Genomic DNA, 25,988 nt, shown 5'->3' with positions numbered 1-25,988 from the left:
AGCCCCCGCCGGGCGGCCACGGCCTCGTCAGGCGTCCGAGCCCCCGCCGGGCGGCAGCGGCCCCGGCCCGGGCGTCCGCGGCCCCGGCCCGGGCGGGTCAGACCTGGTCGGCCAGTTCCAGCCAGGACATCTCCAGCTCCTCCTTCTCCTCGCGGACCTTGCGCAGCTGCGCGTCCAGCTCGGCGACCTTGGAGAAGTCGGCGGCGTGCTCGGCCAGTTGGGTGTGCAGCTTGGACTCCTGCTGGTCCAGCTTGGCGATCTGCCGCTCCAGCTTCTGCATCTCCTTCTTGGCGGCCCGCAGGTCGCCTGCCGACAGCCCGGTGGTCTCCGCGGCGGCCGGCACCCGGGCGGCGGCGGCCTGGGCGGCGGCCTCCGCCATCGCGGTGCGGCGCTCCAGGTACTCGTCGACGCCGCCGGGCAGCATCCGCATCCGGCGGTCGCCGAGCAGGGCGTACGCGGTGTCGGTGGTGCGCTCGATGAAGAACCGGTCGTGGCTGATGACGACCATCGAGCCGGGCCAGCCGTCGAGCACGTCCTCCAGCTGGTTGAGCGTCTCGATGTCGAGGTCGTTGGTGGGCTCGTCGAGGAAGAGCACGTTCGGCTCGTCCATCAGCAGCCGCAGCAGCTGGAGGCGGCGGCGCTCGCCGCCGGACAGGTCGCCGACCGGCGTCCACTGCTTGTCCTTGCCGAAGCCGAACTGCTCGCACAGCTGCCCGGCGCTCATCTCCCGGCCCTTGCCGAGGTCGACCCGGCCGCGGACCTGCTCGACGGCCTGCAGGACGCGGGTGGCCGGGTCCAGCTCGGCGACCTCCTGGGAGAGGTACGCCAGCCGGACGGTCTTGCCGACCTTGACCACGCCGCCGGCCGGCTGCACGTCGCCCTGGGTGGCGTACGCGGCCTGCATGGCCCGCAGCAGCGAGGTCTTGCCCGCGCCGTTGACGCCGAGCAGGCCGATCCGGTCACCGGGGCCGAGCTGCCAGGTGAGGTGCTCCAGCAGCAGCTTCTCACCGGCCTTGACGGTGACGTCCTCCAGCTCGAAGACGGTGCGGCCGAGGCGGGCGTTGGCGAACTTCATCAGCTCGGACTTGTCGCGCGGCTCCGGCACGTCCGCGATCAGCGCGTTCGCGGCCTCGATCCGGTAGCGCGGCTTGGAGGTGCGGGCGGGGCGCCGCGGCGCAGCCAGGCCAGCTCCTTGCGGGCCAGGTTCTGCCGCTTCTGCTCCTCGGTGGCCTCGATCCGGGAGCGCTCGGCGCGGGCGAACACGTAGTCCGAGTAGCCGCCCTCGTACTCGCGGACCTCACCGCGCTGGACGTCCCACATCCGGGTGCAGACCTGGTCCAGGAACCACCGGTCGTGGGTGACGCAGACCAGCGCCGAGCGGCGGTTCTGGAGGTGCTTGGCGAGCCAGGCGATGCCCTCCACGTCGAGGTGGTTGGTGGGCTCGTCCAGCACGACCAGGTCGGGTTCGCCGAGCAGCAGCTTGGCGAGCGCGATGCGGCGGCGCTCGCCGCCGGAGAGCGGGCCGATCACGGTGTCCAGGCCGTCGGCGAAGCCGGGCAGGTCCAGGCCGCCGAACAGGCCCTGGACGATGTCGCGGATGCGGGCGTCGCCGAGCCACTCGTGGTCGGCCCGGCCGGCGATCACCTCCTGCCGGATGGTGGCCGCCGGGTCCAGCGAGTCGTGCTGCGTCAGCACCGCCATCTGCAGCCCGCCGGACCAGGTCACCCGCCCGCCGTCCGGCTCCTCCAGGCCCGCCAGCATCCGGACCAGCGTCGTCTTGCCGTCACCGTTGCGGCCCACCACACCGATCCGGTCGCCCTCGCTGACGCCGAGGCTGACCCCGTCCAGCAGGGCCCTGGTGCCGTACACCTTGGTGACGGACTCGATGGTGGCGAGGTTGACGGCCACGAAGCTGCACTCCTGAGGAAGGGGGGTGGAACGTTCCCCAGCCTAGTGGGACGCCGGACGTGGTCCCGGTGGCGTCAGCGGGCGGAGTCCAGCCGGGCGCGCTGCTCGTCCGTCAGCTCCAGGTCGAGCGCCGCCAGGCTCTCGTCCAGCTGGGCCACCGAGGAGGCGCCGACCAGCGGGATCACCGGGAGCGCGCCGCCGAGCAGCCAGGCCAGCACCACCTGGTTGCGGGTGGCGCCGGTCTCCCGGGCGACGGCGTCGAGCGCGGCCAGGCGGGGCGCGGTGCCGGCGTGGTCGAAGGACGGACCGAGCGGCTTGTCGGCGCGGACGTAGCCGCCGCCGAGCAGCGGGGAGTAGGCGACCAGGGTCAGCTCCGGGTTCTCCTTGAGGTAGGAGATCAGGTCGCCGTGCACGGCGGCCTGGTCGCCGTCGGCGGAGAGGAAGCCGGGCACGTCGGCGCGGCGGCGCAGGTAGCTGTGGCCGTACTGGAGCACCTCGTAGCCGGGGAGCCCGGCCCGCTCGGCGAGGTTGCGGGCCCGCTCGACCCGCCACGACCAGTGGTTGGAGACGCCGAGCAGGCCGACCGTCCCCTCGTCCACCAGCTCGCCGAACGCCTGCACGGTCTCGGCGAGCGGCACCTCGGTGTCCTCGATGTGCGCGTACAGCAGGTCGAGCCGGTCGACGCCGAGGCGCTTGCGGCTGGCCTCGGCGGAGGCCCGGACCACCTCGGCGGACAGCCCCTCCGCGTTCTCGACGAACCCGGTGCCGGGGGCCTTGGGGCGGGCGCCGAGCTTGGTGGCGATGACCACCTCGTCGGTGATGCCGCGGCTGGCCCGCCAGCGGCCGAGCAGCTCCTCGCTGGCGCCGCCCTGGCTGCCGTCCTGCCAGTACGCGTAGTTGTTGGAGGTGTCGATGAAGGTGCCGCCCGCCTCGACGTACCGGTCCAGCACGGCGAAGGAGGTGGCCTCGTCGGTGAGCGTGCCGAACAGCATCGCCCCGAGGCTGAGCACGCTGACCTCGCGGCGGGTGCGCGGGTCGGTTCCGATGGTGCGCTTGCGCATCCGGGTTCCCCTCGTTGTCCGTGGCCCGCCCGGTGCGGGCCACGGGAGAGAGTCTGGAACCCGGAGCGCGCTCCAGGTCAAGCAGAGGTGTGGACCACCACCCGCGCACGGCGGACGGCGTGCGCCCGTCGTCTCCCGGGCCGTCGCCGCGGCGCGGTACCGTGCGAGGACCACGACGGTGAGCCGGAGGTTGTCATGACGGCAGTGGAGGACCGGCCGCAGATGCTGGCCGAGGAGTTCGAGCGCATCGCCCTGGCGGCCGAGCGCGAGGGGGTCCGGATGGAGTTCATCCACGGACGGATCGGAGTCAAGGCGGTGCCCGACGGCGACCACGACGAGATCATCCGCTGGGTGATGGAACAGTGCATGCAGCAGCGGCCCGACCTGTGGCTCTACCTCGAACGCGGACTGCGGGTGGAGACCTACCGCAGGGGCAACGCCAAGCCCGACGGGGCACTCGCCCCGAAGGGCAGCTTCGCCGGCCAGGGCGAGTGGGCCGACGCCGGCCTGGTCCTCATGGTGGTCGAGGTGACCTCGTACGACCGCGACACCGACCGCCGCGACCGGAACGAGAAGCCCCGGGCCTATGCCGAGACCGGCATCCCGGTCTACCTGCTGGTCGACCGGGACAGCTGCGAGGTGCTGGTCCACAGCGAGCCCGAGGACGGCCGGTACGTGAGCCTGGTGCGGCGGCCCTTCGGCAAGCCCGCGATCCTGCCCGATCCGGTCGGGATCACCCTGGACACCGAGGCGTTCAAGGCCTGGGTGCGCTGACCACCTGCGCGCCCGGCACCGGGCCGTGGGTGGCGTGGGCGGTGCGGCAGGTGCCGGAGGTGCGGAGGGCGGCGGCGAGGTGGGCGGCGGAGTCGGCGTCCTTGGCGAGGAAGGCGCAGGTCGGGCCGGAGCCGGAGACCAGGGCGGCCAGGGCGCCGGCCTCGGTGCCCGCGTGCAGGGTGTCGGCGAGGGCGGGGCGCAGCGAGACGGCGGCGGCCTGGAGGTCGTTGCCGAGGGCGGCGGCCAGCGCGACGGGGTCGCCCTCGGCGAGGGCGGCGAGCAGGGTGGGGTCGGCGTCGGGGGTGGGGACGTCGGCGAGCGAGGAGCCGCGGCCGGACTCCTCGCGCAGGCGGTCGCACTCGCGGAAGACGGCCGGGGTGGACAGGCCGCCGTCGGCGACCGCGAACACCCAGTGGAAGGTGCCGGAGACCGGCAGCGGCTCCAGCAGTTCGCCCCGGCCGCGGCCCAGGGCGACGCCGCCGAGCAGCGCGAACGGGACGTCGGAGCCGAGTTCGGCGGCCAGCTCCAGCAGGGTGTCGAACGGGGTGTCCAGGCCCCACAGGGCGTCGCAGGCGAGCAGCGCGGCGGCACCGTCCGCGCTGCCGCCGGCCATGCCGCCGGCGACCGGGATGGCCTTGTCGATGTGCAGGTGGACGCCGGGGTCGGCGAGGCCGTGGTGGGCGGCGAGCAGCCGGGCGGCGCGGGCGGCCAGGTTGCCCTCGTCGAGCGGGACGGCGTCCGCGTCGGGGCCGTCGCAGCTGAGCGTGACGCCCGCGCCGGGGGTGGCGGTGACCTGGTCGCCGAGGGCGACGGCGAAGAAGACGTTCGCCAGGTCGTGGTAGCCGTCGGGGCGGACCCCGCCGACGCCGAGCTGGACGTTGACCTTCGCGGGGACGCGGACCGTGACCATCACTGCTCCTGGGGCTGGGTCTTCGGCTTGTGCTCGGCGATCGCGGCGAACTGCTCCACCGTGAGCATCTCGCCGCGCAGCGTGTGGTCGATCCCGGCGCCGCGCAGCGCCTCCTCGGCGGCGGCAGGCGAGCCCGCCCAGCCCGCGAGCGCGGCCCGCAGGGTCTTGCGGCGCTGGGCGAAGGCGGCGTCGACCACGGCGAACACCTCGCGGCGGGTGGCGGTGGTGACCGGCGGGTCGCGCCGGACCAGCGAGACCAGGCCGGAGTCGACGTTGGGCGCGGGCCAGAACACGTTCCGGCCGATCGCCCCGGCGCGCTTGACGTCCGCGTACCAGTTGGCCTTCACCGAGGGCACGCCGTAGACCTTGTTGCCGGGCTTGGCGGCGAGCCGGTCGGCGACCTCGCTCTGCACCATCACCAGGGTGCGCTCGATGCTGGGGAAGGTCTCCAGCATGTGCAGCAGCACCGGCACGGCGACGTTGTACGGCAGGTTCGCCACCAGCGCGGTCGGTGCCGGGCCGGGCAGCTCGGTGACCTCCATCGCGTCGCTGAGCACCAGGTCGAAGGCGTCCGCCTTCGCGGGCATCCGGCCCCGCACGGTGTCCGGCAGGTGCCGCGCCAGCAGCGGGTCGATCTCCACCGCCGTGACGTGCCGCGCCACCTCCAGCAGCGCCAGCGTCAGCGACCCGAGCCCCGGCCCGACCTCGACCACCGCGTCCTCGTCCGTCACCCCCGCCGCCCGGACGATCCGCCGCACGGTGTTCCCGTCGATGACGAAGTTCTGCCCGCGCTGCTTGGTCGGCTTCACGCCGAACGCCTCGGCCAGCGCACGGATGTCGGCGGCGCCCAGCAGGTGGCCGTCGGAGGTGGGTTCGGTGGTGCTCACCCGCCAAGGATACGGGTCAGAGCTCGACCAACTGCTTGAGATCGATCTCGACGGGGAACGGCAGCTCGGTGCGGAGCGACCCTTCGTGCACGGCGACCGGGAGGTAGACCCCCTGCTCCCGGTCGAGCCGGAACTCGTGCACGACGGGGACGTCGTCCTCACCGCGCTCGACGCGCCAGTAGGACGGGACGCCGGACCCGGCGTACTGCGCCGGTTTGCGGAAGCGGTCGGTGGAGCGGGTGGCCGGAACCACCACCTCGACGGCGAGCAGCACCGACCGCAGCGGCAGGGTGTCCGCGGTGCGGACATCGAGGCCGGACGCGTCGTACACCGTCATGTCGGGCCGGACCCAGTTGCCCGGGTCGAGCGCCAGCGTGACGGGGCCGATCACCGACAGCGGCCGCACCGCGCGGGGGCGAACGGCCGTGGCCAGGGAGTCCCGCACCCGGTCGTGCCACCAGTCGTTCAGCGGCACCGGGGTGATCACCCCGTCCACCAGCTCCCAGTTGAACGGGAACTCGGTGTCACCGATCTCTTCGCCGGTCCACCCGCGCGCGGGCGCGTTCATCCATGTGCTCCACACGCCGCCAGGGTAGCCCGCAGGCACTCTCAGTAGCCGAAGGCCCGCGCCGTGTTGGCGGCGATCGCCGTCGCCAACACGTCCTCCGCCAGCGCCAGGTGGGCCGCCATCGCGCGCAGGGTGACCGGGATGAGGTAGGGGGCGTTGGGGCGGCCGCGGTAGGGGTGGGGGGTGAGGAAGGGGGCGTCGGTCTCGATCAGGACGCGGTCGAGGGGGGTGGCGGCGAGGGCTTCGCGCAGGGGGTGGTTGGCCTTGTAGGTGACGGGGCCGGCGAAGGAGAGGTACCAGCCGTGCTCGGCGCAGGTGCGGGCCATCGCGGCGTCGCCGGAGTAGCAGTGGAAGACGGTGCGTTCGGGGGCGCCCTCTTCGAGGAGGAGGGCGATGACGTCCTCGTGGGCGTCGCGGTCGTGGATGACGAGCGCCTTGCCGTGGCGCTTGGCGATCTCGATGTGGCGGCGGAAGGACTCCTTCTGCAGGTCGACGCCCTCGGGGCCGGTGCGGAAGTAGTCGAGTCCGGTCTCGCCGACGGCGAGGACCTGCGGGAGGGCGGCGAGGCGGTCGATCTCGGCGAGGGCCTCCTCCAGGGCCTTGTGGCCGCCGGGCGTGCGACGCTGCCCGGACCAGCCGTCGGGGTCGCCGAGGAAGATCCGCGGGGCCTCGTTGGGGTGCAGCGCGACGGCGGCGTGCACCTGCTCGTACTCGGCGGCCAGGTCGGCGGCCCAGCGCGAGCCGGGCACGTCGCAGCCGACCTGGACGACGGTGGTGACGCCGACGGAGGCGGCCCGGGCCAGGCCCTCGGCCGGGGTGCCGGACTGCATGTCGAGGTGGGTGTGCGAGTCGGCGACGGGGACCGCGAGCGGCTCGGGGAGCGGCGGCGGGGTGCGGTCCTGTTCCTTCTTGCCGGCCATCAGGAGACTGCTTTCTCTTCGAGTCGGGGGAACAGGATCTCGCCCTTGGTGACGGCGGCCCCGGCGGGCAGCCGGCCCCAGTCGGCGACGGTGGCGATGGGCTGGTCGGCGAGCGCGCCGAGCCCGGCCCCGGCGCCGAGCGAGTCCCAGAGTTTGGCGGCGGAGTCCGGCATCAGCGGGTTGAGCAGGACGGCGGTGGCCCGCAGCGCCTCGGCGGCGGTGTACAGGATCGTGGCGAGCCGGTCCCGCCCGTCGGGGGACTTGGCGACCTTCCAGGGTTCCTGTTCGGTGAGGTAGCCGTTGACCAGCTTGACGAACTCGAAGACGGCGGCGATGCCGCCGGCGAAGTCGAGTTCCTCGCCGATCCTCCGGTCGGCCTCGGCGGCGGCCTTCGCCAGCGCGTCGGCGACGGCCTGTTCGGCGGGGCCGTGCGCGGTGGCGGCCGGGAGCGCGCCGTCGAAGTACCTGACGGTCATCGCGGTGACCCGGGAGGCCAGGTTGCCGAAGTCGTTGGCGAGTTCGGAGGTGTAGCGGGCGGTGAAGTCCTCCCAGGAGAAGGACCCGTCGGTGCCGAACGGGATCGCCCGCAGGAAGTAGTAGCGGTAGGCGTCGACGCCGAAGTGCGAGGTCAGGTCGGTGGGCGCGATGCCGGTCAGGTTGGACTTGGACATCTTCTCGCCGCCGACCATCAGCCAGCCGTTGGCGACCACCCGGCGCGGCAGCGGCAGTCCGGCGGCCATCAGCATGGCGGGCCAGATGACGGCGTGGAAGCGCAGGATGTCCTTGCCGACCAGGTGCACGGAGGCGGGCCAGAGCCGGGCGAAGCGCTCGGGGTCGGCGCCGTAGCCGGCCGCGGTGATGTAGTTCTGCAGGGCGTCGACCCAGACGTACAGGACGTGCTTGTCGTCCCAGGGCAGCGGGACGCCCCAGTCGAAGGTGGAGCGGGAGATCGACAGGTCCTTGAGGTCCTGCTCGACGAAGCGCAGCACCTCGTTGCGGGCGGCGGCGGGCTGGATGAAGTCCGGGTGGGCGGCGTAGAACTCCAGCAGCTTCGGGCCGTACGCGGAGAGCCGGAAGAAGTAGTTCTCCTCCTCCAGCCACTCGACCGGGCGCTTGTGGACGGGGCAGAGCTTCTCGTCCTCGGTGGCGCCGGGCAGCAGTTCGCCGGGGAGCTTGTACTCCTCGCAGCCGACGCAGTAGGGGCCGGTGTAGCTGCCCCGGTAGATCTCGCCCTTGTCGTGGAGGTCCTGGACGAACTCCTGGACGCGGTCGGTGTGCCGGGCCTGGGTGGTGCGGATGAAGTCGTCGTTGGCGATCCGCAGGTGCTGCCAGAGCGGCTTCCACTCCTCCTCGACCAGCCGGTCGCACCACTCCTGCGGGGTGGTGCCGTGGGCCTCGGCGGTGCGCAGGATCTTCTGGCCGTGCTCGTCGGTGCCGGTGAGGTACCAGACGTCCTCGCCGCGCTGGCGGTGCCAGCGGGTCAGCACGTCGCCCGCGACGGTGGTGTACGCGTGGCCCAGGTGGGGCCGGTCGTTCACGTAGTAGATCGGGGTGGTGACGTAGTACGCGCCGGTACCGGGGTGCTCTGCCAAGGCCGCCATGGCTCGGAATCCTAGTGGCCGCGCCGTCCCGGGCCGGACCGCCCCGGGCGGGGCGGTCGGGGCGGGGACCGGGCGGGGCGGCCGGGCGGGGCCGGGGTCAGCCGGTGCTGCGGCGCAGCCAGGCGAGCCAGTGGCGGCGCGCCCGCAGCCGGGCGGGCTCGGGCGGGCCCTCCGGTTCGGCGGTCGGGGCGTAGCCGGGGCCGCGCCTGGTGACGGCGGCCATGCCGGCCACCCGTCCGGCCCGCATGATCCGGACCCGTTCGCCGCCGCAGCCCGGGCAGGCCAGCTCGCGCAGCGGGGAGGGGACCCGGACCCCGTTCGCCGTGTACTCGACCACGGTGTGGCCGTCGCGGGCCGTGTGGTGCTCGATGTCGTACGCCTGCTCCCAGCCGTAGCCGCAGTTGAGGCAGGCGAAGGAGTACGCCTCGTGGACCGTCTGCACGGGGGCGGGACGGCTGGTCGTGCCGAGGCCGCTGGGTGCTCCGCCGTTCCGGGGGCTGTCGATCGTGTCGCTCATGCGCCACCTCGCTTCGCTCGGAGCCCGTCGCCCGGCGCTGCCGCCGGGTGCGGGGTGTTCCATCCCAGGGAATGCCCGGGAGGCTCCGTCCGATGCCCGGCTTGCCAAGTCTTGGTCCCGAATTGGCCCTCCGCTGGGGTGCTCATTCCAACGTACGCGCGATTCCGGCCATCGCCATACAAAATGACCGGTGCCGGGCGGTCACGGCGCGTGCTTGGCCGCCACTACCGCGTCGAACACCACCGACTTGCGCAGTCCCAGCTCGGCCGCGACCGCCGCGATCGCCTCCTTGCGGCGCTCCCCGGCCTCCTCTCGGGCGGCCACCCGGCGGGCCAGCTCGGCCGGGCCGACCTCCTCCGGCGCGGCCGGCGGGGCACCGGCCACCACCACGGTGATCTCGCCCCGGACGCCGTCGGCGGCCCAGGCGGCCAGCTCGGCCAGCGGGCCGCGCCGGACCTCCTCGTACGTCTTGGTCAGCTCCCGGCAGACCGCGGCCGGGCGGTCGGCGCCGAACGCCTGCGCCATCGCGGCCAGCGTCTCGGCGATCCGGTGCGGGGCCTCGAAGAAGACCATGGTGCGCGGCTCGGCGGCGACCTGGGCGAGCTGCCGGGCGCGGTCGCCCGCCTTGCGCGGCAGGAAGCCCTCGAAGGTGAACCGGTCCACCGGCAGCGCGGACAGCGCCAGCGCGGTCAGCACCGCGGACGGGCCGGGCACCGCGGTCACCTTGATCCCGGCCGCGACGGCGGCGTCCACCAGCCGGTAGCCGGGGTCGGAGACCGAGGGCATGCCCGCGTCGGTGACCAGCAGCACCCGGGCGCCGCCCTGCAGCGCGGCCACCAGCTCGGGCGTGCGGGCCACCTCGTTGCCCTCGAAGTACGAGAGCACCCGGCCCACCGGGGCGACGCCCAGGGCCTGGGTCAGCCGGCGCAGCCGCCGGGTGTCCTCGGCCGCGATGACGTCCGCCTCGGCGAGTTCGGCGCGCAGTCGGGGCGGCGCGTCCTCGACGTCGCCGATGGGGGTACCTGCCAGTACGAGAACACCAGTCACGGCACCATCCTCCCCTACCGGGGGACGGCTCGTGGCTGGTGAGCGCGCGACCGCCGGGAAGCGCGGGCCGCGGACCCCTTGTGCCCTCAGCCGTTGCCCCTACGATGTGGCCCGTGAACGGCGACATGGAGAGTGGTATGGACCACCCCGAGCGGGGCGGCGTGACCGTGCTGGAACCGGCCGACCCGGCCGCCGTTCCGGCGCCGCGCGCGGAGCCCGAACCGACCTCCCGATGGGCCCGCGCGCTGTCCGGCGTCGGCTACCGGGCGCCCCGGCGCCCCGGCGCGGCCGAGCAGCTGGTGCCGCCGATGCCGGACGGCCCGGGCGTCACCCCGGCGCTCGTCGCGCCCTCCCCGGTGCTGGTCCGGCTCGGCGTCCGGCTGCCCGACCCGCTCTGGTCCTGGCTGTGCCGGTGGGCCGGCTGGCTCGGGCCGCTGGCCGTCGCGCTGTTCGCCGGGGTGCTGCGCTTCACGAACCTCGGCACCCCGCACGCGCTGATCTTCGACGAGACGTACTACGCCAAGGACGCGTACGCGCTCTGGCACCTCGGCTACGAGAGCAACTGGCCCGATGACGCCAACGCGCTGATCACCGCGCCCAACCCGGCCGTCCCGCCGATCGACCAGGCCCAGGCCGCGTTCGTGGTGCACCCGCCGGTCGGCAAGTGGATCATCGGCCTGGGCGAGCAGCTCTTCGACATGAACCCGTACGGCTGGCGGTTCATGGTGGCCGTGTTCGGCACCCTGTCGGTGCTGATGCTGGCCCGGATCGCCCGCCGGATGTTCCGCTCCACCCTGCTGGGCTGCGTGGCCGGCCTGCTGCTGGCCGTCGACGGCCTGCACTTCGTGCTCAGCCGCACCGCCATCCTCGACCTGCTGGTGATGTTCTGGTTCCTGGCCGCGTTCGGCCTGCTGCTGGTCGACCGGGACCGCACCCGGGCCCGGATCGCCGAGCGGATCGACCGGGGCCTGGCCGCCGACTGGTGGCACCTCGGCTGGCGCCCGTACCGCCTGGCCGCGGGCGTCTGCCTGGGCCTGATGACGGGCACCAAGTGGAGCGGCGCCCCGGCGATCCTCGCCCTGGTGCTGCTGGCCGCGTTCTGGGACTCCTCCGCCCGCCGCCTGGCGGACGTGCGCCGCTCCCCCGGCGGACCGCCGCTCCTGGCCCGCCAGGCGTGGGACTTCTGCTGGTCCGGCCTGAGCCTCGGCCTGACCGCCGCCGTCACCTACCTGGCCAGCTGGAGCGGCTGGATCGCCTCCTCCGCCGAGCCGGGCAAGGGCGGCTACCTGCGCGACTGGGCCGCCCAGCACCCCGGCGGCTCCTGGAGCTGGATGCCGGACTGGGCCCGCAGCCTGTGGCACTACCACCACGAGATCTGGCACTTCAACGTCAACCTGACCAGCCCGCACACCTACCAGTCCAACCCGTGGAGCTGGCTGCTGCTGGGCCGCCCGGTCTCCTTCTTCTACGAGTCCCCGAAGAACGGCCAGTCCGGCTGCACCACCACCGAGTGCGCCCGCGAGGTGCTCGCCCTCGGCACCCCGCTGCTCTGGTGGGCCGGCATCGTCGCGCTGGCCTACTGCCTGTACCGCTGGGCGCTGCGCCGCGACTGGCGGGCCGGGGCGATCCTGTGCGCGCTGGCCGCCGGCTACCTGCCCTGGTTCAACTACCAGGCCCGGACGATCTTCCTCTTCTACGCGGTCTGCTTCGTCCCGTTCCTGGTGCTCGCGGTGACCATGATGATCGGCGCGATGCTGGGCCGGGCCGACGCCTCGCCCGACCGCCGCCTCGCCGGGGCCACCGGCGCCGGGCTGCTGGTCGTCGCCGTCCTGTGGAACTTCCTGTACTTCTACCCGATCTACACCGGGCAGACGATCCCGATGGACGACTGGCGGGCCCGGATGTGGCTCGACACCTGGATCTGACCGACCCGCCCGAACGGCCACGACACCTGCACACGTGTACCGGAACTGTCACAAACCAGCGCCGTGTCGTGAGTGCACGGAGCAGGTCGGCCTATGGTGTCGTGGCCGCTGAACTCCGACGGCCACGACACTCCATGGGGGACACGACGTGAACAAGGGCGCGAAGATCGGCGTCTCGGTGGTCGCCGCGGCGGTACTCGTCGGCGGCGGGTACGGGGCCTACGCCCTGGTCTCCGGCGGCTCCGGCGGGGCCGAGGCGAAGAAGCCGCGCACCGTGGTCGCCGAGCCCCCCAGCCAGGAGCTCGCCGCGTCCGGCGCCAAGGCGTTCCTGGACGCCTGGGCCAAGGGCGACCTGTTCGGCGCAGCCAAGCTCACCGACGACCCGGACAAGGCGCAGGCCGCGCTGCAGTCCTTCCAGGACGGCGTGAAGCCCAGCGCCGTCCACCTCACCGTCGGCGGCCCCACCACCGCGCCCAGCCCCGCCGCGTCCAAGTCCGCGAGCACCGCCGCCTCCGCCCCGGCGTCCGCCCCGGCCGCCGCCACCGGGAGCCCCGCGCCCACCGGCGTGCTGGAGAGCTTCAAGGCGTCGCTGGAGTTCGCCGGGAGCGGCACCCCCTGGAACTACGACGGCGTGCTCGGCGTGGTCAAGATGAGCGACGGCACCGCCGCCGTGCACTGGGCGCCCAGCGTCATCCACCCCAAGCTGGACGCCGGCGAGACCATCTCCGTCAAGCCGCTCTACGCCGCCCCGTCCGCCGTCACCGACCGCAAGGGCAAGCCGCTCACCGGCTACGCCTCGCTCACCGGCCTGCTCAACCAGTTGCGGGCCGCGGCCCCGCAGGGCGGCGACCCGGCGGACGCGGGCAGCGGGGTGGTCATCTCCCCGAGCGCCCCCGGCGGCACGGCGAGCGGCGCGCCCAGCGGCGCGGCGACCGGCACCCCGGGCGGCGCGGCCGGCGGCAGCGGATCGGGCAGCACGGAGAAGCTGTTCACCGTCAAGGAGCCCAAGCCCGTCCCGAACCTCAAGCTCACCATCGACGCCGGCCTCCAGGCCGCCGCCGAGCAGGAGGTCGCCGCCACCGGCAAGCCCTCCTCGCTGGTCGCCGTCGAGCCCAGCAGCGGCAACATCCTGGCCTACGCCTTCTCGCCCTCGACCGGCCAGAACCGCGCCTTCTCCGGCGCGACCGCGCCCGGCTCGACCATGAAGGTGATCACCTCCGCGGCCCTGCTCGAAGCGGGCGTCACCCCCACCACCCCGATGCCCTGCCCGGAGACCACCATGGTCACCGGCAAGTCCATCACCAACGACGAGCCCGGCGCGCACCCCGAGTACACGCTCACCGACGCGTTCATCCACTCCTGCAACACCTCCTTCATCGAGAAGGGCAAGGACGCGCTCAAGCCGGGCAGCCTGCCCGCGATCGCCAAGGACGTCTTCGGGCTCGGCCTGGTCTGGAAGACCGGCCTGTCGAACTTCGACACCGACATCCCGACCGAGGGCAACATGGCGGGTGCGGCGAGCGAGTTCATCGGCCAGGGCCGGGTGCGCACCAACCCGCTCGGCATGGCGTCGGTGGCCGCGACCGTGCAGTCCGGGGTGTTCCGCCAGCCGATCCTGATCCCCGGCACGGACCAGGTGAAGGCCGCCCGCAACCTCGCCCCCGGGGTCCTCGACAGCCTGCGGTCGCTGATGGTGCAGACCGTCCGCGCCGGCACCGCCGCCGAGGTCAAGCCCGCGCTGCCGGCCGGCTCCGGCGCGAAGACCGGCACCGCCGAGGTGGACAACAGCCCCGACGCGAACTCCTGGTTCACCGCCTACTCGGGCGACCTGGCGGTGGCCGCGGAGGTCCAGGGCGGCGGCCACGGCGCGACCGCGGCCGGTCCGGCGGTCTCCAAGGTCCTGCGGGTCGGCAACAAGTAGCGAGTCGGACCGAACGGCGGAAGGGCCCCCGCGGGGGCCCTTCTCGCGTGTCGGGGCCGGGTCCCGCCGGAGGTCAGTCCCGCGCCAGCCGGGAGTGCTTGGCGCTGTAGCCGAAGTAGAGCACCGCGGCGAGGGCGAGGACGACCGCGAAGGCCAGGAAGGTGTCGGCGTGCAGTTTGGTGATGAGGTAGACGCAGAACGCGGCGCTGAGCAGCGGGGTGACGGGGTAGAGCGGGACCTTGAAGCCGCGCGGCAGGTCGGGGCGGGTACGGCGCAGCACGATGATGCCGAGCGAGACCGCGGTGAAGGCGACCAGGGTGCCCATCGAGGTCATGTCGGCCAGCAGCTTGAGCGGGAAGACCGCGGCGAGGACCGCGACCGCGGCGCCGACCACCAGGGTGTTCCAGACGGGGGTGCCGGTGCGGGCGGAGACCCGGGTGAAGCGGGGCGGGAGGAGCCCGTCGCGGCCCATCGCGTACAGGATGCGGGTCTGGCCGTAGATCACCACCAGGGTGATGGAGAAGATCGAGACGATCGCGCCAGCCGCGAACACCAGGGCGGGCCAGGTGTGGCCGGTGACGTCCTGCAGGATCTGGGCCAGGCCGGCCTCCTGGCCGTCGAACAGCTGCCAGGGCTGGGCGCCGATCGCGGTGACGGCGACGGCGAGGTAGAGGGTGGTGACGACGACCAGCGAGATCAGGATGGCGAGCGGCAGGGTGCGCCGCGGGTCGCGGACCTCCTCGCCGGCGGTGGAGACGGCGTCGAGGCCGATGAAGGAGAAGAAGATGGTGGAGGCGGCGGTCTGGACGCCGTCCCAGCCGTTGGGGGCGAACGGGGTGAAGTTGCCGGCGGTGAAGCCGGTCAGGGCGACGGCCACGAAGAGCACCAGGATGGCCAGCTTGACGGTCACCATGACGGCGTTGACCTTGGCGGACTCGCCGACGCCGCGGATCAGCAGGACGGTGACCAGCAGCACCAGGACGACCGCGGGCAGGTTGAAGACGCCGCCGGCGCCGGGCGGGGCGGTGAGCGCGGTGGGGAGGTGGAGGTCGAAGGCGAGGTCGGAGAACTGGTTGAGGTACTGGCCCCAGGTGACGGCGATCGCGGAGGCGGAGACGCCGTACTCCATCAGCAGGCAGACGCCGACCCCGAAGGCGACCAGCTCGCCCATGGTGGCGTAGGCGTACGAGTAGGAGGAGCCGGCGACCGGGATGGCGGAGGCGAGTTCGGCGTAGCAGAGCGCGGTGAGGCCGGCGGTGACGGCGGCGATCACGAAGGAGAGGACGACGGCGGGGCCGGCCTCGGGCACCGAGGTGGTCAGGACGAAGAAGATGCCGGTGCCGACGGTGGCGCCGATGCCGATCGCCGAGAGCTGCCACAGGCCGATGGAGCGGCGCAGGTGTCCGGTTCCGGTGCCGCCGGCTTCGGCGATCAGGGTGTCCACGGGCTTGCGCCGCAACAGGCGGGTGGTGCTCATCGGTGTCCTTCTGGTGGGGAATCAGACCGGGACAGTACCAAATGGTGGTTTTTCTGATGTTTGGGCCGGTCAGTGGTCGAGGCCGGCCGGCGGTCGGGCCCGGTCAGCGGTTCAGCACGGCCTGCATGACGGAGCGGGCGATGGGGGCGGCGAGCCCGCCGCCGGTGACGTCGTCGGCCTGGCTGTCGGCGATGACCACGGCGACGGCGACCGGCGGGGCGGCGGTGGAGCCGGCCGGGCGGGCCCAGGCGATGAACCAGGCGTACGGGGTGCCGGAGTTGTCGACGCCGTGCTGGGCGGTGCCGGTCTTGCCGCCGACCTCGGCGCCGGGGATGCGGGCGTTGCGGCCGGTACCGTTCTCGACCACGTCGACCATCAGCTGCCGCAGCTGCTGGGCGACCGCGGAGCCGAACGCCTGGTGGTAGAGGGCGGGGCGCATCAGCTGGACCTGGCTGCCGTCGGCCTTGGTCAGCCGGTCCACGAGCTGGGGGTACATCACCTGGCCGTCGTTGGCGGCCCCGGCGGCGACCATCGCCATCACCAGCGGGGTGGCGGCGGTGTCGTACTGGCCGATCGAGGAGAGCGCCAGCTGGGAGGCGTTCATGTCGGTGTCGAAGTTGGAGCGGGCGGCGCGCACGGGGGTGTCGAGCCGGGCGTCGTTGAAGCCGAAGTTCTTCGCCATGGCGGTCATCCGGTCCAGGCCGGTCCGCACGCCGAGGTAGCCCATGACGCTGTTGCAGGACAGCGTCACCGCCTCGTCCAGGGAGAGCCCGGCCCGGTCGCAGGCGCCGGTGTCGTTGGTGAGCGGGGTGGTGGTGCCGGGCAGGACGTACGGGTAGGGGGCGTCGGTGGGCGCGTCGATGTCGGTGACCGTGCCGTTGGCCAGCGCGGCGGCGGCGGTGACCACCTTGAAGGTGGAGCCGGGCGGGTAGATCTGGCGCAGCGCCCGGTTGAGCATCGGCTGGTCGGGGTCGTCCTGGAGCTTCTTCCAGGCGGCCTGGTCGGCGGCGGAGGTGCCGGCGAAGCTGCCGGGGTCGTAGCTGGGGGCGGAGGCGAGGGCGAGGATTCGGCCGGTGGCGGGTTCGATCGCGGCGACGGCGCCCTTCTGGCTGCCCAGGCCCTGCGTCGCGGCGCGCTGGGCGGCCGGGTCGATGGTGGTGACCACGTCGCCGCCGGGCTGCTGGTGCCGGGTGATCGCGTCCCAGACCGCCCAGCCGGCCAGCCTGGGGTCGGTGCCGGAGAGCAGGTCGTCGTAGACGCCCTCCAGTTGGGTGTTGCCGTAGGTCTGCGAGGAGTAGCCGGTGACGGCGGCGTACAGCGGGCCGTCGGAGTAGGTGCGCTGGTACGCGTAGCGGCCGCCGGTGGGGGCGGAGCCGGTGACGGGCTGCCCGGCCACCAGCAGGTTGCCGCGGGGCTGGGCGTAGCGCTGGATGGTGGCGCGCTGGTTGGCGCTGTTGTGGTCCAGGCCCTGCTTCTGGAACACCTGGACCCGGGTGGCCTGGACGGCGAGGGCGACGATCAGCAGCATGCAGAAGGTACCGGCCCGGCGGCCGGTGGTGGAGATGCCGGGCAGGCCCTGCGGACCGCCGTTGGTGCCCGCGGGCCGGGGCGGCCTCACGCGTCCTCCTCGGGGACGGGCCGCCGGGCGAGGTCGCTCATCCGCACCAGCAGCGCCACGATGATCCAGTTGGTGACCACGGACGAGCCGCCCTGGGCGATGAACGGCAGCGTCATGCCGGTCAGCGGGATCAGGTCGAGGACGCCGCCGGCCACCACGAACACCTGGATCGCCACCAGCGCGGCCAGGCCGATCGCGAGCAGCCGCCCGAACGGGTCGCGCAGCGCGATGCCGGTCCGGAAGCCCCGGGCCACCAGCAGGGCGTACAGCAGGAACACCGCGAACAGGCCGGTCAGGCCGAGCTCCTCGCCGACGGTGGCGAGGATGAAGTCGGACTTGGTGGCGAAGCCGATCAGCGCGGAGTGGCCCAGGCCCAGGCCGGTGCCGAGCTGGCCGCCCCAGGCGAACGCGAACAGCGACTGGGCGATCTGGTTGGCGCCCCGCCCGGCCGCGATCGAGGCCAGCGGGTGCAGCCACTCGGTGACCCGGCCGTGCACGTGCGGGGAGAGCCAGCCGACGCCGACCGCGGCCAGCGCGGACAGCAGCAGGCCGATCACGATCCAGCCGGTGCGGGCGGTGGCCACGTACAGCATCACCACGAACAGGCCGAAGAACAGCAGCGAGGTGCCGAGGTCGGTCTCCAGGACCAGCACGCCGACGAACGCGGCCCAGATCAGCAGCACCGGTCCGAGCACCCGGCCCAGCGGCAGCTGGAACCAGAGCACCTTGCGGCCGGTCAGCGCCAGCGCGTCCCGGTGGGCGGCCAGGTAGGCGGCGAAGAAGACCGCCAGCAGCACCTTGGCGAACTCGCCGGGCTGGAAGGAGAACGGGCCCAGCGTGATCCAGATCCGCGAGCCGTACACCGGCGGGAAGAACACCGGCAGCACCAGCAGGACGAGGGCGACGAACGCGCCGACGTACGCGTAGCGCTGGAGCCGGCGGTGGTCGCGCAGCAGGAGCAGCACCGCGATGAACAGGCCCACCCCGAGGGTGGACCAGAGCAGTTGGGTGGGGGCGGCGGCGCTGCCGGGGTTGCGGTCCAGCCGGTAGATGACGACCAGTCCGAGGCCGTTCAGCAGCACCGCGATCGGCAGCAGCAGCGGGTCCGCCCAGCGGGCGCGCCAGCGCACCGCGGCGTGCGCGAGCAGGGCCAGCACGCCGAGCGCGCCGCCGTACTGGGCGGCGTCCGGCGGGGCCTGGCCGTCGAGGTTGGCGCCGACCTCGACGTAGCCGAACACCGCGAGTCCCACCGCGGCCAGCACCAGCACCAGTTCGGTCCAGCGCCCGGACCCGGCCTGCGGCACCCGGGGCGCCCGGGCCGTCCGGGTCGCGGAGTCAGTCGCCACCGCCAGCCGTCCTCGCCAGCTCGTAGGGGCACGGACGGCGGGGCACCGGGCGGCGGGCGCCCGGCACCCCGCCGGAGGGGGGCCGTCCGGGGGTCAGAGCGCCGACGCGGGGTACGCCGCCTTGGCGATCTCCCGCAGGTGCTCCTCCTCCTCGTGGCTGAGCGAGGTCTGGATCAGCTCGCCGCCGAACTGCGCGACCGCGGGGACCACCTTGTCCTGGGTCGCCGAGCGGACCAGCGCGAACACCGCGGCCTTGCCCGGGTCCAGCTTCTCGCCGACCCGCCGCATGAAGTCGTCGTCCACGCCGGTGTCGGTGGAGGCGCCGACCGCCGCGCCGGTCGCGCCGCCGATCGCCGCGCCGAGGAACGGCATGAAGAACAGCAGCCCGATCACGCCGCCCCACAGCGCGCCGGAGGCCGCGCCCATCCCGGTGTTGGAGACCCCCTGGTGCAGCTTGATCCTCCCGTCCTCGCGGCGCTCGACCACCACGACGTCCTCCAGGTCGATCAGCTTCTGCTTCTGCAGCCCGACCAGCTCGTCACGGACCTTCTGCGCGGTGGGGACATCCGGGTAGGCGATCGCGAACAGGTTGCTCACGGCGGGCTTCCTTCCGACTGGCGTTGGGCACGTCCCCCGCACCTTAGCCAGGGGCGGCGGCGTTTGGGCCGATCCGGTGCGGTGTGTCCGTTTCCGGCGGGCCGCCGCCGGCCCCGGCGCGCCCGGCCCCGCGCCCGGCGGCGCCGCCGCGCCGACGGCGTCCCCCGGCCCCGGCCGGACGCGCCGTCAGGTGCTCTCCCCGCCTGCCCCGCCCGCCCGTTCGGGACGGGCGCCGCCCACCACCCGCGTTGGGCGATTCGAACTGACGGTCCCTAGGATGCGGCGGGTGATCACCACTCCCACACCACGACGGACGGCCCGCGCGGCCGCCCTGTTCGGGGCCCTGACGATAGTCGTCGGCACCGTGCTGGGCGGCTTCCCCGCGCACGCCGACGAGCCCGGGGCCCCGCCCGCCGCGACCGAACCGCCCAAGGTCGACCTGGTCCTGGACGGCTCGGGGTCGATGCGCACCGCCGACCTCCAGGGCAAGAGCCGGATGGCGGTCGCCCAGCAGTCGATCGACGAGGTCATCGACGCGCTGCCGGACGAGACCGAGTTCGGCATCCGCACCCTGGGCGCGACCTACCCGGGCAACGACCAGAAGGAGGGGTGCAAGGACACCCAGCAGCTCTACCCGGTCGGGAAGACGAACAAGGTGGAGGCCAAGACGGCCGTCGCCACCGTCCGTCCCACCGGCTGGACCCCGATCGGGATCGCGCTGCGCGCCGCCGCGCAGGACCTGGGGACCGGGCCGACCACCCGCCGGATCGTGCTGATCACCGACGGCGAGGACACCTGCGCCCCGCCGGACCCGTGCGACGTGGCCCGCGAACTGGCCAGCCAGGGCATCCACCTGGTGGTGGACACCCTGGGCCTGGCGCACGACGACAAGACCCGGCAGCAGCTGATCTGCATCGCCAACGCGACCGGCGGCACCTTCACCGACGTCCGCACCCAGGAGCAGCTGACCAAGCGCGTCAAGCAGCTGGTCAACCGCGCCCAGGACACCCACACCATCGCCCCGGCGCAGGTGGCGGGCGCCGAGAAGTGCGCGGACGCCCCGGTCCTGACCCCCGGCGTGTACACCGACCGGGAGAAGTTCTCCGAGCACCGGGTGTACCGGGTGCCGGTGAAGGCGGGCGAGGAGCTGCGCGCCTCGGTCAGCGTGACCCCGGACCGGGCGGTCGCCCGGGACTACGGGGTGCTGCTCCAGGCGACCGACAGCGGCGGCCAGGAGCTGGTGCGCGGCAGCGACGCCGGTTCGGGCCGCACCGACGTGGCCTCGACCGGCGTGCGCTGGTCCGCCACCGGGGACGGCTCGGCCTCGGCCTCGGCCTCCCCGTCGAAGGGCGCGGGCGCCGGGTCGGACGTCCGGACGGTCTGCCTGGTGGTCAGCAACTCGTTCGCCGCGCAGGCGGGCGTGCAGGCCGACCCGGGCCTGCCGCTGGAGCTGACGGTGGACGTCGCCGCCGCCTCCCCAGCTCCGGACGGCCCCGCGATGGGCCTGGGCCGCGGTTGGGTCCTGCTCGGTGTCCTGACCCTGGCCGGCCTGCTCGCCGGTCTGATCTTCGGCTGGCTGGCACGCTGGCGGATCGCCGTCTGGCGGGAGAACTGACGATGCGCACGCTCCGCACCGCCGCGGCCTCGGCCGCCGCGTTCACCGGCCTGCTCCTGCTGGCCCCGGCGACGGCCTCGGCCGCGTCCCCGTCCGCCGCGGCCTCGCCGTCGGCCTCCGCTTCCGCCTCCGCCTCCGCCTCCGCCTCCGGTGGGGCGAAGCCGGTGCTGAACTCGGTCGGCACCAGCTTCCTGACCGCGACCACGCTGGCCTCCGGCCAGGACGCGGACGTCCCGGTCTCCACCGGCGACTACCTGTACTGGGCGTTCCCGGCCGCCGAGGGCCAGACCGCGACCGTCCAGGTCACCGTCACCCTGCCGGACGCCGCGGACCGGCACGGCCCGCAGACCTGGACGCTCGAACTCTTCGACGGCCTGCGCCGCCGGCAGTCCTGCACCGCGGGGCCGCAGGAGGGCACCGGCGAGCAGGGCGCGACCACCCTGGCGCTGAGCTGCGCGCTGCGGCAGATCCGGTCCTGGGCCGAGCCCTGGTCCGGGGACCCGCTGCCCGGCACGTACTACGTCCGGCTGTCCACCACGGACATCCCGCAGACCGACCTCGGCCTGGCCGCCACCGTCCACGTGCACGTCGCCACCAAGGGCGGCGCGGACGACGCCCAGCCCGAGGGCGGCTCGCTCAAGGCCCCGCTGGTGCCGCCGGTGAACGCCGGCGCGACGGCCGCCGCGGCGGCGGGCACCCCGGCGCCGAGCGCGAGCGCGACGTACGCGGCCGCGCCCGCGGCGGAGGAGTCCCACTGGTACTCGGACCTCTTCTCCGGCTGGAACACCCGCTGGTGGTGGACCGTCGCGGGCGGCGTGCTGGCCGCCCTGGCCGGTGTCCTCGGCTACACCCTCACCCGGCACCCGCGCGGGCACCGGCACCACCCGCACCACCCGGCTCCGGCTCCGGTGCCGCACCAGGCACCGCCGGGGCAGCCGCAGCAGCACAACTGGCAGTAGGACGGCCCGAGTCGGGCCGGTCAGGGGCGCGGGGAACCGCCCGCTCGCGCGGTTCCCCGCGCCCCTGGCGCCGCCCGCGCCCTACCGGCCGATGGTCTCCAGGATGCGCATCGCCGACGTCCCCAGGTCCGCCGGGACGGCCGTCTTCGGGGCGAAGTGCCGCCGCAGCACGTCCTCGGCGTAGCGGTCGCACTCGCGGTGCCAGTGCAGGACGGCGGCCATCCAGTCCTCCAGCTCGCGGACGTACCCGTCGAGGGCCTGCGCGGCCTCGCCCTCGATCGCGAAGTCCTGCTTGAGGATCGGGAGTTCGCCCTTGACCACGTGCGCGAACTGGCTCAGCCGGGAGGCCATCAGGTCGGCCACGATGTCGACCGCGACGGGGTGGTCGCAGGAGAAGAAGTTCTCCACCACCCGGACCAGGTTGTGGAACTCGCCCTCGTACTCGACCTCCTTCCGGTACGAGTGCAGGTCGTTGACCAGGCAGGCGTAGTCCGCCGCGGAGTTCTCGATCGCCCGCATGGTGCCGCTGGCGTACACCTCCTCGGGGATCACCTCGCCGCGGCCGAGCCGGGACAGGCTCATCGTCAGGTCGGAGCCGAAGGTGGCGCGGCGCATCTCGATGTAGTCGACCGGGTCGGGGACGCGGTTCTGCGCGCCGTTGGCGAGCTCCCAGAGCCAGCTGTCGATCATGTCCCCGACGGCCTTGCGGAACTTGGCCCGGGCGCTCTGCGAGAACGGGGCGCTGGTGCGCTGCCAGAGGTCGGCCAGGCCGGCCTCCAGCGCGTTGCGCGGGGGGAACGGGAGGCTGCCGTCGAGCGTCATCAGCGCGTACAGCCGCTCGTTGGCGGCCTTCGCGCCCGCCAGGTCGCGCGGGCGGCCGAAGACGACGGGGTAGTAGTCGTCGGCGTAGGTGCCCCAGGTCAGCCAGGCGGAGGAGAGGTCGAGCTCGGCGGGGCTGCCGTCGGGGTCGATGCCGGCGGCGCACAGCGCGAAGTCGTAGTCGCGGAGCTTGCGTTCGTCCCAGATGTCGGAGGCCGGGACGCCGGGCTCCGGGTCGAGCAGGCCGAACTCGCGGGCCCAGCCGACCACGTACTCGCGGGAGGCGGCCAGGTGCGGGTTGAGGCTGAGCGGGTACGGCATCGGGAAGTCGGGCAGCAGGGACGGCCCGGACGTGCGGTGCGGGGCGTGGGCGAAGCTGCGCAGGCCGCGGATGCCCGCCGCGAGGCGGATGTTGGCCGCGGAGGTGCCCAGGCCCCGGGGGCCGGGCACCGGGGCGGCCGCGCCGCCGCCGTTCATGTAGCGGCTGGAGCGCATGTGCCACTCGTGGCCGCCGGACTGCCAGTCCTGCATGCCCTTGACGTAGGCCAGGACGCGGGCGACCTCCTCCGGGCTCAGCGCGTGCTCGGCGAAGAGCGGGGCGAGTTCGGTGAGCGCGGTGTTCTCGAACTGCTGGAGCCGGGAGGTCAGCAGGTCGTTGACCGCGTCCGCGGCCTCCTGGGTGGAGCAGCCGAGGAAGGTCTCCAGCACCAGGACGCCGTTGGACAGCTCGCCCTCCTCGCCGATCTCGCGCTCGTACGAGAACAGGTCGTTGCGCAGGTGCACGCCGTCCGAGAAGGCGTCCCGCAGGACGCGCAGCGGGCGGGAGTACGCCACCGCCTCGGGCACCTCGGCCCCCGCCGCGTACTCGATCAGCCCGGCCGACCAGGGGGCGCCGCCGACCTTGCGGCGCATCTCGATGTACTCGACCGGGTTGGAGACCCGGCCCTCGTTGATGTTCGACAGCTCCCAGAGCGACTCGTTCAGCAGGTTCCTGGTCGACTCGGCGAACCGGGCCCGCCAGTCGGCCGACATGTGCGGGACCGTCCGCTGCCAGAGGTCGGCCAGGCCGGCCTCGACCGGGTTGGTCGCCTCCGGGTAGCCGTCCGCGAGGTCCATCGGCATGAAGGCGGGCAGCCGGTCCAGGTACGCCTTGCCGCCCTCGCGGTCCAGGGTCCGCTTGAAGGTCTCCAGGAAGTGGTCGTCGAAGAAGAACACCCAGGTGTACCAGTCGGTGACGAGGTCCAGCGCCCCGCTGTCGCAGTCGGGGTGGGTGTAGGAGCAGAGCAGCGCGTAGTCGTGCGAGTCGAGGTCGTGCTCCTCCCAGATGCCCGAGCCCTCCAGCATGCCGAAGCGGCGCGCCCACTCCTTGGTGTGGACCCGCGCCTGCTCGTAGTGCGGGTTGATCCTGGCCGGGTACGGCACGTAGAAGTCCGGCAGTTCGAACGGCTGAGCCACTGGGTCCCGCCCCTAGGTGTGCGTCTGATGGTGTGCCGTCGACGGAGACCGGCACGCTGCCTAACGAGCCCGCGGGCCCGCGGTCACCGATACCCCACTGGGCCACCCGGATTCCGCAATCCACCCGTACGAGTGACACCAGGGCGCGCCGCCATGACGGACGGCGCCGTCCGGCCCTCGCGGCGCGGTCGGCCGCCTCCCCGGCCCCGGGCGCCCGCGCGGTGCCCGCGTGGTCCCCGTTCCGTGGCACCCCGTAGAGTCCTGTCGGTCCGTGCCCCCTTCCGACCTGTGGGAACCCGTGCTCGCCGATCCCCCGCTCGCCCGACCCGGCCCCGACGGGCCCGCGGCTCCCCGCGGGCGCGAACCGTTCTTCGACCACGTGAAGTTGCTGGCGACGGTGCTGGTGGTCTGCGGGCACTTCTGGGAGCCGCTGGCGCGGGTGCCGGGGCACCGGGTGCTGCACGCCGCTTACCTGCTGGTGTACGCGTTCCACATGCCGGTGTTCGTGTTCGTGTCCGGCTGGTTCTCCCGCTCCTTCACCGCCCGCCCGGACCAGCTCGGCCGGCTGCTGAGCGGCGTGCTGGCCCCGTACCTGGTGTGGACCACCCTGCTGGGGGCGTACACGGCATGGCTGGACGGGGGGCGGTTCGCGCTGGACCTGCTCACCCCGGTCTGGGTGACCTGGTTCCTGCTGTCGCTGTTCCTGTGGCGGCTGAGCGCCCCGCTCTGGCACCGGCTGCGGGCCCCGCTGACCACCGCCGTCGCCGTCTCGCTGCTGGCCGGGGCGCTGCCGCTGACCCCGCAGCTGTCGATCGGACGGACCCTGCAACTGCTGCCGTTCTTCGTCGCCGGGCTGACCCTGGACCGCGACCGGGTGCTCGCGCTGCGCGGCAACCGGCGGCTGCGGGCCGCCGCGCCCCCGGTGTTCGCGGCGGCGGCGCTGCTCGCGTACTGGCTGGTGCCGCGACTGGACGCGGCCTGGTTCTACCGGAGCATGAGCGCGGCGGGCCTGCACGCGGGCCTGCCCCGCTGGCTGGCGCTGTCGCTGGCGGTCAACCTCGCGGGGGCGGTCCTGGGCGTGCTGTTCCTGGCCCTGGTGCCGGTCCGGGCCGGCTGGTACAGCGGACTCGGCGCGGCCAGCACGGCGGCGTTCCTGGTGCACCCCTTCGTCCAGCTGGCCTTGGTCCGCGCGGGCGGCTACCGCGGGGGGTTCCTCACCTCGGCGGCCGGGCAGGCGGCCCTGACCCTCGCCGCCGCCGCGCTGGCCCTGCTGCTGTGCACCCCGCCGGTCACCCGGCTGCTGCGCCCGCTGCTGACGCCCCGGCTGCGGCTGCTGCTGCGGGACTGAGCGGCGGCGGCCGTCCGCCGACCGTGCGCCGGCCGTGCGCCGGCCGTGCGCCGACCGTGCGCCGACCGGGTGTTCGAGCCGACTATGATCCCCGGGAACTACCGCCCGGCCGGACCCGACGACGAACGACGGCGCACGGGGAGCGGGCGGAACACCGGGGGTAGGGATGTCCGCTGTCCGCGCCTGGCACCGCAGGCCGCTGACCTGGGTGCTGATCGCGCTGCTCGTGCTGGGCGGCGGCCTGGTCGGCGCCCGCCGCGCCTGGGGCGGCTGCTGGCCGCTGCACCCGCACGACGCCCGCGCCTACCGGCAGTACGACTGCGCCAACCTCGGCGGCCCGCGCGACCTGCCCACCCTGCTGCGCTACTACGACGTCGCCCTCCCCGGGGGCGCCACCGCGGTCCGCTACTACAGCGACGACAACTCGGCCGCCGGCCCGGACGTCCTCTTCCTGCGCTTCACCGTCCCGCCCGCCACCGCCGCCGCCTACCTCGCCGCCCTGCGCGCCACCGCCGTCACCACCGACCCGGACACCGCCCTGCACGACACCGCCGTCCTGCGCCGCCGCGACCACGTCGACTGGGACTTCCCGCCCGGCCCCGCCCACCAGGTCCTCACCTTCGGCCCGTCCCCCGCCGGCACCGCCGTCACGACTCCCGACGACGGCGCCACCACCGTCCGCCTGACCGTCCTGAAGCCCTGACCCCGCCCTCCC

At 73.8% G+C, this 25,988-nt stretch carries 20 protein-coding genes and 1 pseudogene; 7 read left to right on the top strand and 14 right to left on the bottom strand.

From position 1 onward, the window contains the following. Positions 1-97: 97 nt before the first annotated feature. Together QMQ26_RS21360 and QMQ26_RS21355 are read right to left on the bottom strand one after the other, a co-directional pair. Positions 98-1,908: pseudogene (locus QMQ26_RS21360) on the bottom strand (ABC-F family ATP-binding cassette domain-containing protein). Between the two features lie 74 nt (positions 1,909-1,982). Then, entirely contained in the window at positions 1,983-2,969 is a 987-nt protein-coding gene (locus tag QMQ26_RS21355; protein WP_282202369.1) for an aldo/keto reductase, read from the bottom strand. 195 nt (positions 2,970-3,164) lie between these two features. Between QMQ26_RS21355 and QMQ26_RS21350 the strand changes: the two genes are divergently transcribed. Then, complete coding sequence (locus tag QMQ26_RS21350; RefSeq protein WP_282202368.1) at positions 3,165-3,743, top strand: Uma2 family endonuclease; 579 nt, start codon at positions 3,165-3,167, stop codon at positions 3,741-3,743. On the opposite strand, the gene QMQ26_RS21345 is transcribed toward QMQ26_RS21350, so the two are convergent. The 7 genes from QMQ26_RS21345 to rsmI all read right to left on the bottom strand — a co-directional run bounded on the left by QMQ26_RS21345 (position 3,724) and on the right by rsmI (position 10,193). After that, positions 3,724-4,653: a 4-(cytidine 5'-diphospho)-2-C-methyl-D-erythritol kinase gene (locus QMQ26_RS21345; protein ID WP_282202367.1), complete on the bottom strand. Its 930-nt coding sequence runs from the start codon at positions 4,651-4,653 to the stop codon at positions 3,724-3,726. The two genes, QMQ26_RS21350 and QMQ26_RS21345, sit on opposite strands and share 20 nt — an antisense overlap. Next, on the bottom strand, positions 4,653-5,540 hold the full coding sequence (gene rsmA / locus QMQ26_RS21340) for a 16S rRNA (adenine(1518)-N(6)/adenine(1519)-N(6))-dimethyltransferase RsmA (RefSeq protein ID WP_282202366.1): 888 nt from the start codon (positions 5,538-5,540) through the stop codon (positions 4,653-4,655). The genes QMQ26_RS21345 and rsmA overlap by 1 nt, the downstream gene beginning before the upstream one ends. A gap of 16 nt (positions 5,541-5,556) precedes the next feature. After that, positions 5,557-6,108 carry a Uma2 family endonuclease gene (locus tag QMQ26_RS21335; RefSeq protein WP_282202365.1) on the bottom strand — a complete coding sequence of 184 codons (552 nt, stop codon included), beginning with the start codon at positions 6,106-6,108 and terminating at the stop codon, positions 5,557-5,559. Between the two features lie 41 nt (positions 6,109-6,149). Further along, positions 6,150-7,028 (bottom strand): TatD family hydrolase, encoded by an 879-nt coding sequence (locus QMQ26_RS21330; RefSeq protein WP_100836636.1) that lies wholly within the window; start codon positions 7,026-7,028, stop codon positions 6,150-6,152. Then, positions 7,028-8,629: a methionine--tRNA ligase gene (metG, locus tag QMQ26_RS21325; RefSeq protein ID WP_282202364.1), complete on the bottom strand. Its 1,602-nt coding sequence runs from the start codon at positions 8,627-8,629 to the stop codon at positions 7,028-7,030. The genes QMQ26_RS21330 and metG overlap by 1 nt, the downstream gene beginning before the upstream one ends. A 97-nt stretch (positions 8,630-8,726) precedes the next feature. Continuing rightward, entirely contained in the window at positions 8,727-9,146 is a 420-nt protein-coding gene (locus QMQ26_RS21320; protein ID WP_100836638.1) for a hypothetical protein, read from the bottom strand. Between the two features lie 201 nt (positions 9,147-9,347). Next, positions 9,348-10,193 (bottom strand): 16S rRNA (cytidine(1402)-2'-O)-methyltransferase, encoded by an 846-nt coding sequence (gene rsmI / locus QMQ26_RS21315; protein WP_100836639.1) that lies wholly within the window; start codon positions 10,191-10,193, stop codon positions 9,348-9,350. A gap of 137 nt (positions 10,194-10,330) precedes the next feature. Here rsmI and QMQ26_RS21310 point away from each other — a divergent pair, with 137 nt between their 5' ends. Further along, the gene (locus QMQ26_RS21310; RefSeq protein ID WP_282206581.1) at positions 10,331-12,118 is read left to right on the top strand and encodes a dolichyl-phosphate-mannose--protein mannosyltransferase; all 1,788 of its coding nucleotides are present in this window, start codon (positions 10,331-10,333) and stop codon (positions 12,116-12,118) included. 148 nt (positions 12,119-12,266) lie between these two features. Then, positions 12,267-14,039, top strand: coding sequence for a penicillin-binding transpeptidase domain-containing protein (locus tag QMQ26_RS21305; RefSeq protein WP_282202363.1), 1,773 nt, complete (start codon positions 12,267-12,269; stop codon positions 14,037-14,039). 73 nt (positions 14,040-14,112) lie between these two features. On the opposite strand, the gene QMQ26_RS21300 is transcribed toward QMQ26_RS21305, so the two are convergent. The 4 genes from QMQ26_RS21300 to QMQ26_RS21285 form a co-directional block, all read right to left on the bottom strand. After that, positions 14,113-15,516, bottom strand: coding sequence for an APC family permease (locus QMQ26_RS21300; protein ID WP_282202362.1), 1,404 nt, complete (start codon positions 15,514-15,516; stop codon positions 14,113-14,115). Positions 15,517-15,619: 103 nt separating this feature from the next. Continuing rightward, entirely contained in the window at positions 15,620-17,044 is a 1,425-nt protein-coding gene (locus tag QMQ26_RS21295) for a penicillin-binding transpeptidase domain-containing protein (RefSeq protein ID WP_100838521.1), read from the bottom strand. Positions 17,045-17,130: 86 nt separating this feature from the next. Further along, entirely contained in the window at positions 17,131-18,480 is a 1,350-nt protein-coding gene (locus QMQ26_RS21290; RefSeq protein WP_404813928.1) for an FtsW/RodA/SpoVE family cell cycle protein, read from the bottom strand. 93 nt (positions 18,481-18,573) lie between these two features. Then, positions 18,574-19,077 carry a DUF1269 domain-containing protein gene (locus QMQ26_RS21285; RefSeq protein ID WP_282202361.1) on the bottom strand — a complete coding sequence of 168 codons (504 nt, stop codon included), beginning with the start codon at positions 19,075-19,077 and terminating at the stop codon, positions 18,574-18,576. 277 nt (positions 19,078-19,354) lie between these two features. On the opposite strand from QMQ26_RS21285, the gene QMQ26_RS21280 reads away from it, so the two are divergent. Next, complete coding sequence (locus QMQ26_RS21280) at positions 19,355-20,692, top strand: VWA domain-containing protein (RefSeq protein ID WP_282202360.1); 1,338 nt, start codon at positions 19,355-19,357, stop codon at positions 20,690-20,692. A 2-nt stretch (positions 20,693-20,694) separates the two neighbouring features. Then, positions 20,695-21,651, top strand: coding sequence for a peptidase (locus QMQ26_RS21275; protein WP_282202359.1), 957 nt, complete (start codon positions 20,695-20,697; stop codon positions 21,649-21,651). Positions 21,652-21,732: 81 nt separating this feature from the next. Here the strand turns inward: QMQ26_RS21275 and QMQ26_RS21270 are convergent, their stop codons facing one another. Next, positions 21,733-23,925 carry a terpene synthase family protein gene (locus QMQ26_RS21270; RefSeq protein ID WP_282202358.1) on the bottom strand — a complete coding sequence of 731 codons (2,193 nt, stop codon included), beginning with the start codon at positions 23,923-23,925 and terminating at the stop codon, positions 21,733-21,735. 271 nt (positions 23,926-24,196) lie between these two features. Here QMQ26_RS21270 and QMQ26_RS21265 point away from each other — a divergent pair, with 271 nt between their 5' ends. Together QMQ26_RS21265 and QMQ26_RS21260 are read left to right on the top strand one after the other, a co-directional pair. After that, positions 24,197-25,273, top strand: a complete 1,077-nt coding sequence (locus QMQ26_RS21265; protein WP_282202357.1) for an acyltransferase family protein — start codon at positions 24,197-24,199, stop codon at positions 25,271-25,273. A 166-nt stretch (positions 25,274-25,439) separates the two neighbouring features. Further along, the gene (locus tag QMQ26_RS21260) at positions 25,440-25,976 is read left to right on the top strand and encodes a hypothetical protein (protein ID WP_282202356.1); all 537 of its coding nucleotides are present in this window, start codon (positions 25,440-25,442) and stop codon (positions 25,974-25,976) included. Positions 25,977-25,988: the final 12 nt, after the last annotated feature.

It is taken from the genome of Kitasatospora fiedleri (genome assembly GCF_948472415.1).
GTDB lineage: Bacteria > Actinomycetota > Actinomycetes > Streptomycetales > Streptomycetaceae > Kitasatospora > Kitasatospora fiedleri.
This window is presented reverse-complemented; position numbering and strand designations above follow the sequence as displayed.

Bases quoted from the DNA above. Each gene is read 5' to 3' on its own strand.
- QMQ26_RS21355 (WP_282202369.1), bottom strand. From the start codon at position 2,969: ATGCGCAAGCGCACCATCGGAACCGACCCGCGCACCCGCCGCGAGGTC.
- QMQ26_RS21350 (WP_282202368.1), top strand. From the start codon at position 3,165: ATGACGGCAGTGGAGGACCGGCCGCAGATGCTGGCCGAGGAGTTCGAG.
- QMQ26_RS21345 (WP_282202367.1), bottom strand. From the start codon at position 4,653: ATGGTCACGGTCCGCGTCCCCGCGAAGGTCAACGTCCAGCTCGGCGTC.
- QMQ26_RS21335 (WP_282202365.1), bottom strand. From the start codon at position 6,108: ATGAACGCGCCCGCGCGCGGGTGGACCGGCGAAGAGATCGGTGACACC.
- QMQ26_RS21330 (WP_100836636.1), bottom strand. From the start codon at position 7,028: ATGGCCGGCAAGAAGGAACAGGACCGCACCCCGCCGCCGCTCCCCGAG.
- metG (WP_282202364.1), bottom strand. From the start codon at position 8,629: ATGGCGGCCTTGGCAGAGCACCCCGGTACCGGCGCGTACTACGTCACC.
- QMQ26_RS21320 (WP_100836638.1), bottom strand. From the start codon at position 9,146: ATGAGCGACACGATCGACAGCCCCCGGAACGGCGGAGCACCCAGCGGC.
- QMQ26_RS21310 (WP_282206581.1), top strand. From the start codon at position 10,331: ATGGACCACCCCGAGCGGGGCGGCGTGACCGTGCTGGAACCGGCCGAC.
- QMQ26_RS21300 (WP_282202362.1), bottom strand. From the start codon at position 15,516: ATGAGCACCACCCGCCTGTTGCGGCGCAAGCCCGTGGACACCCTGATC.
- QMQ26_RS21295 (WP_100838521.1), bottom strand. From the start codon at position 17,044: ATGCTGCTGATCGTCGCCCTCGCCGTCCAGGCCACCCGGGTCCAGGTG.
- QMQ26_RS21280 (WP_282202360.1), top strand. From the start codon at position 19,355: ATGCGGCGGGTGATCACCACTCCCACACCACGACGGACGGCCCGCGCG.
- QMQ26_RS21275 (WP_282202359.1), top strand. From the start codon at position 20,695: ATGCGCACGCTCCGCACCGCCGCGGCCTCGGCCGCCGCGTTCACCGGC.
- QMQ26_RS21260 (WP_282202356.1), top strand. From the start codon at position 25,440: ATGTCCGCTGTCCGCGCCTGGCACCGCAGGCCGCTGACCTGGGTGCTG.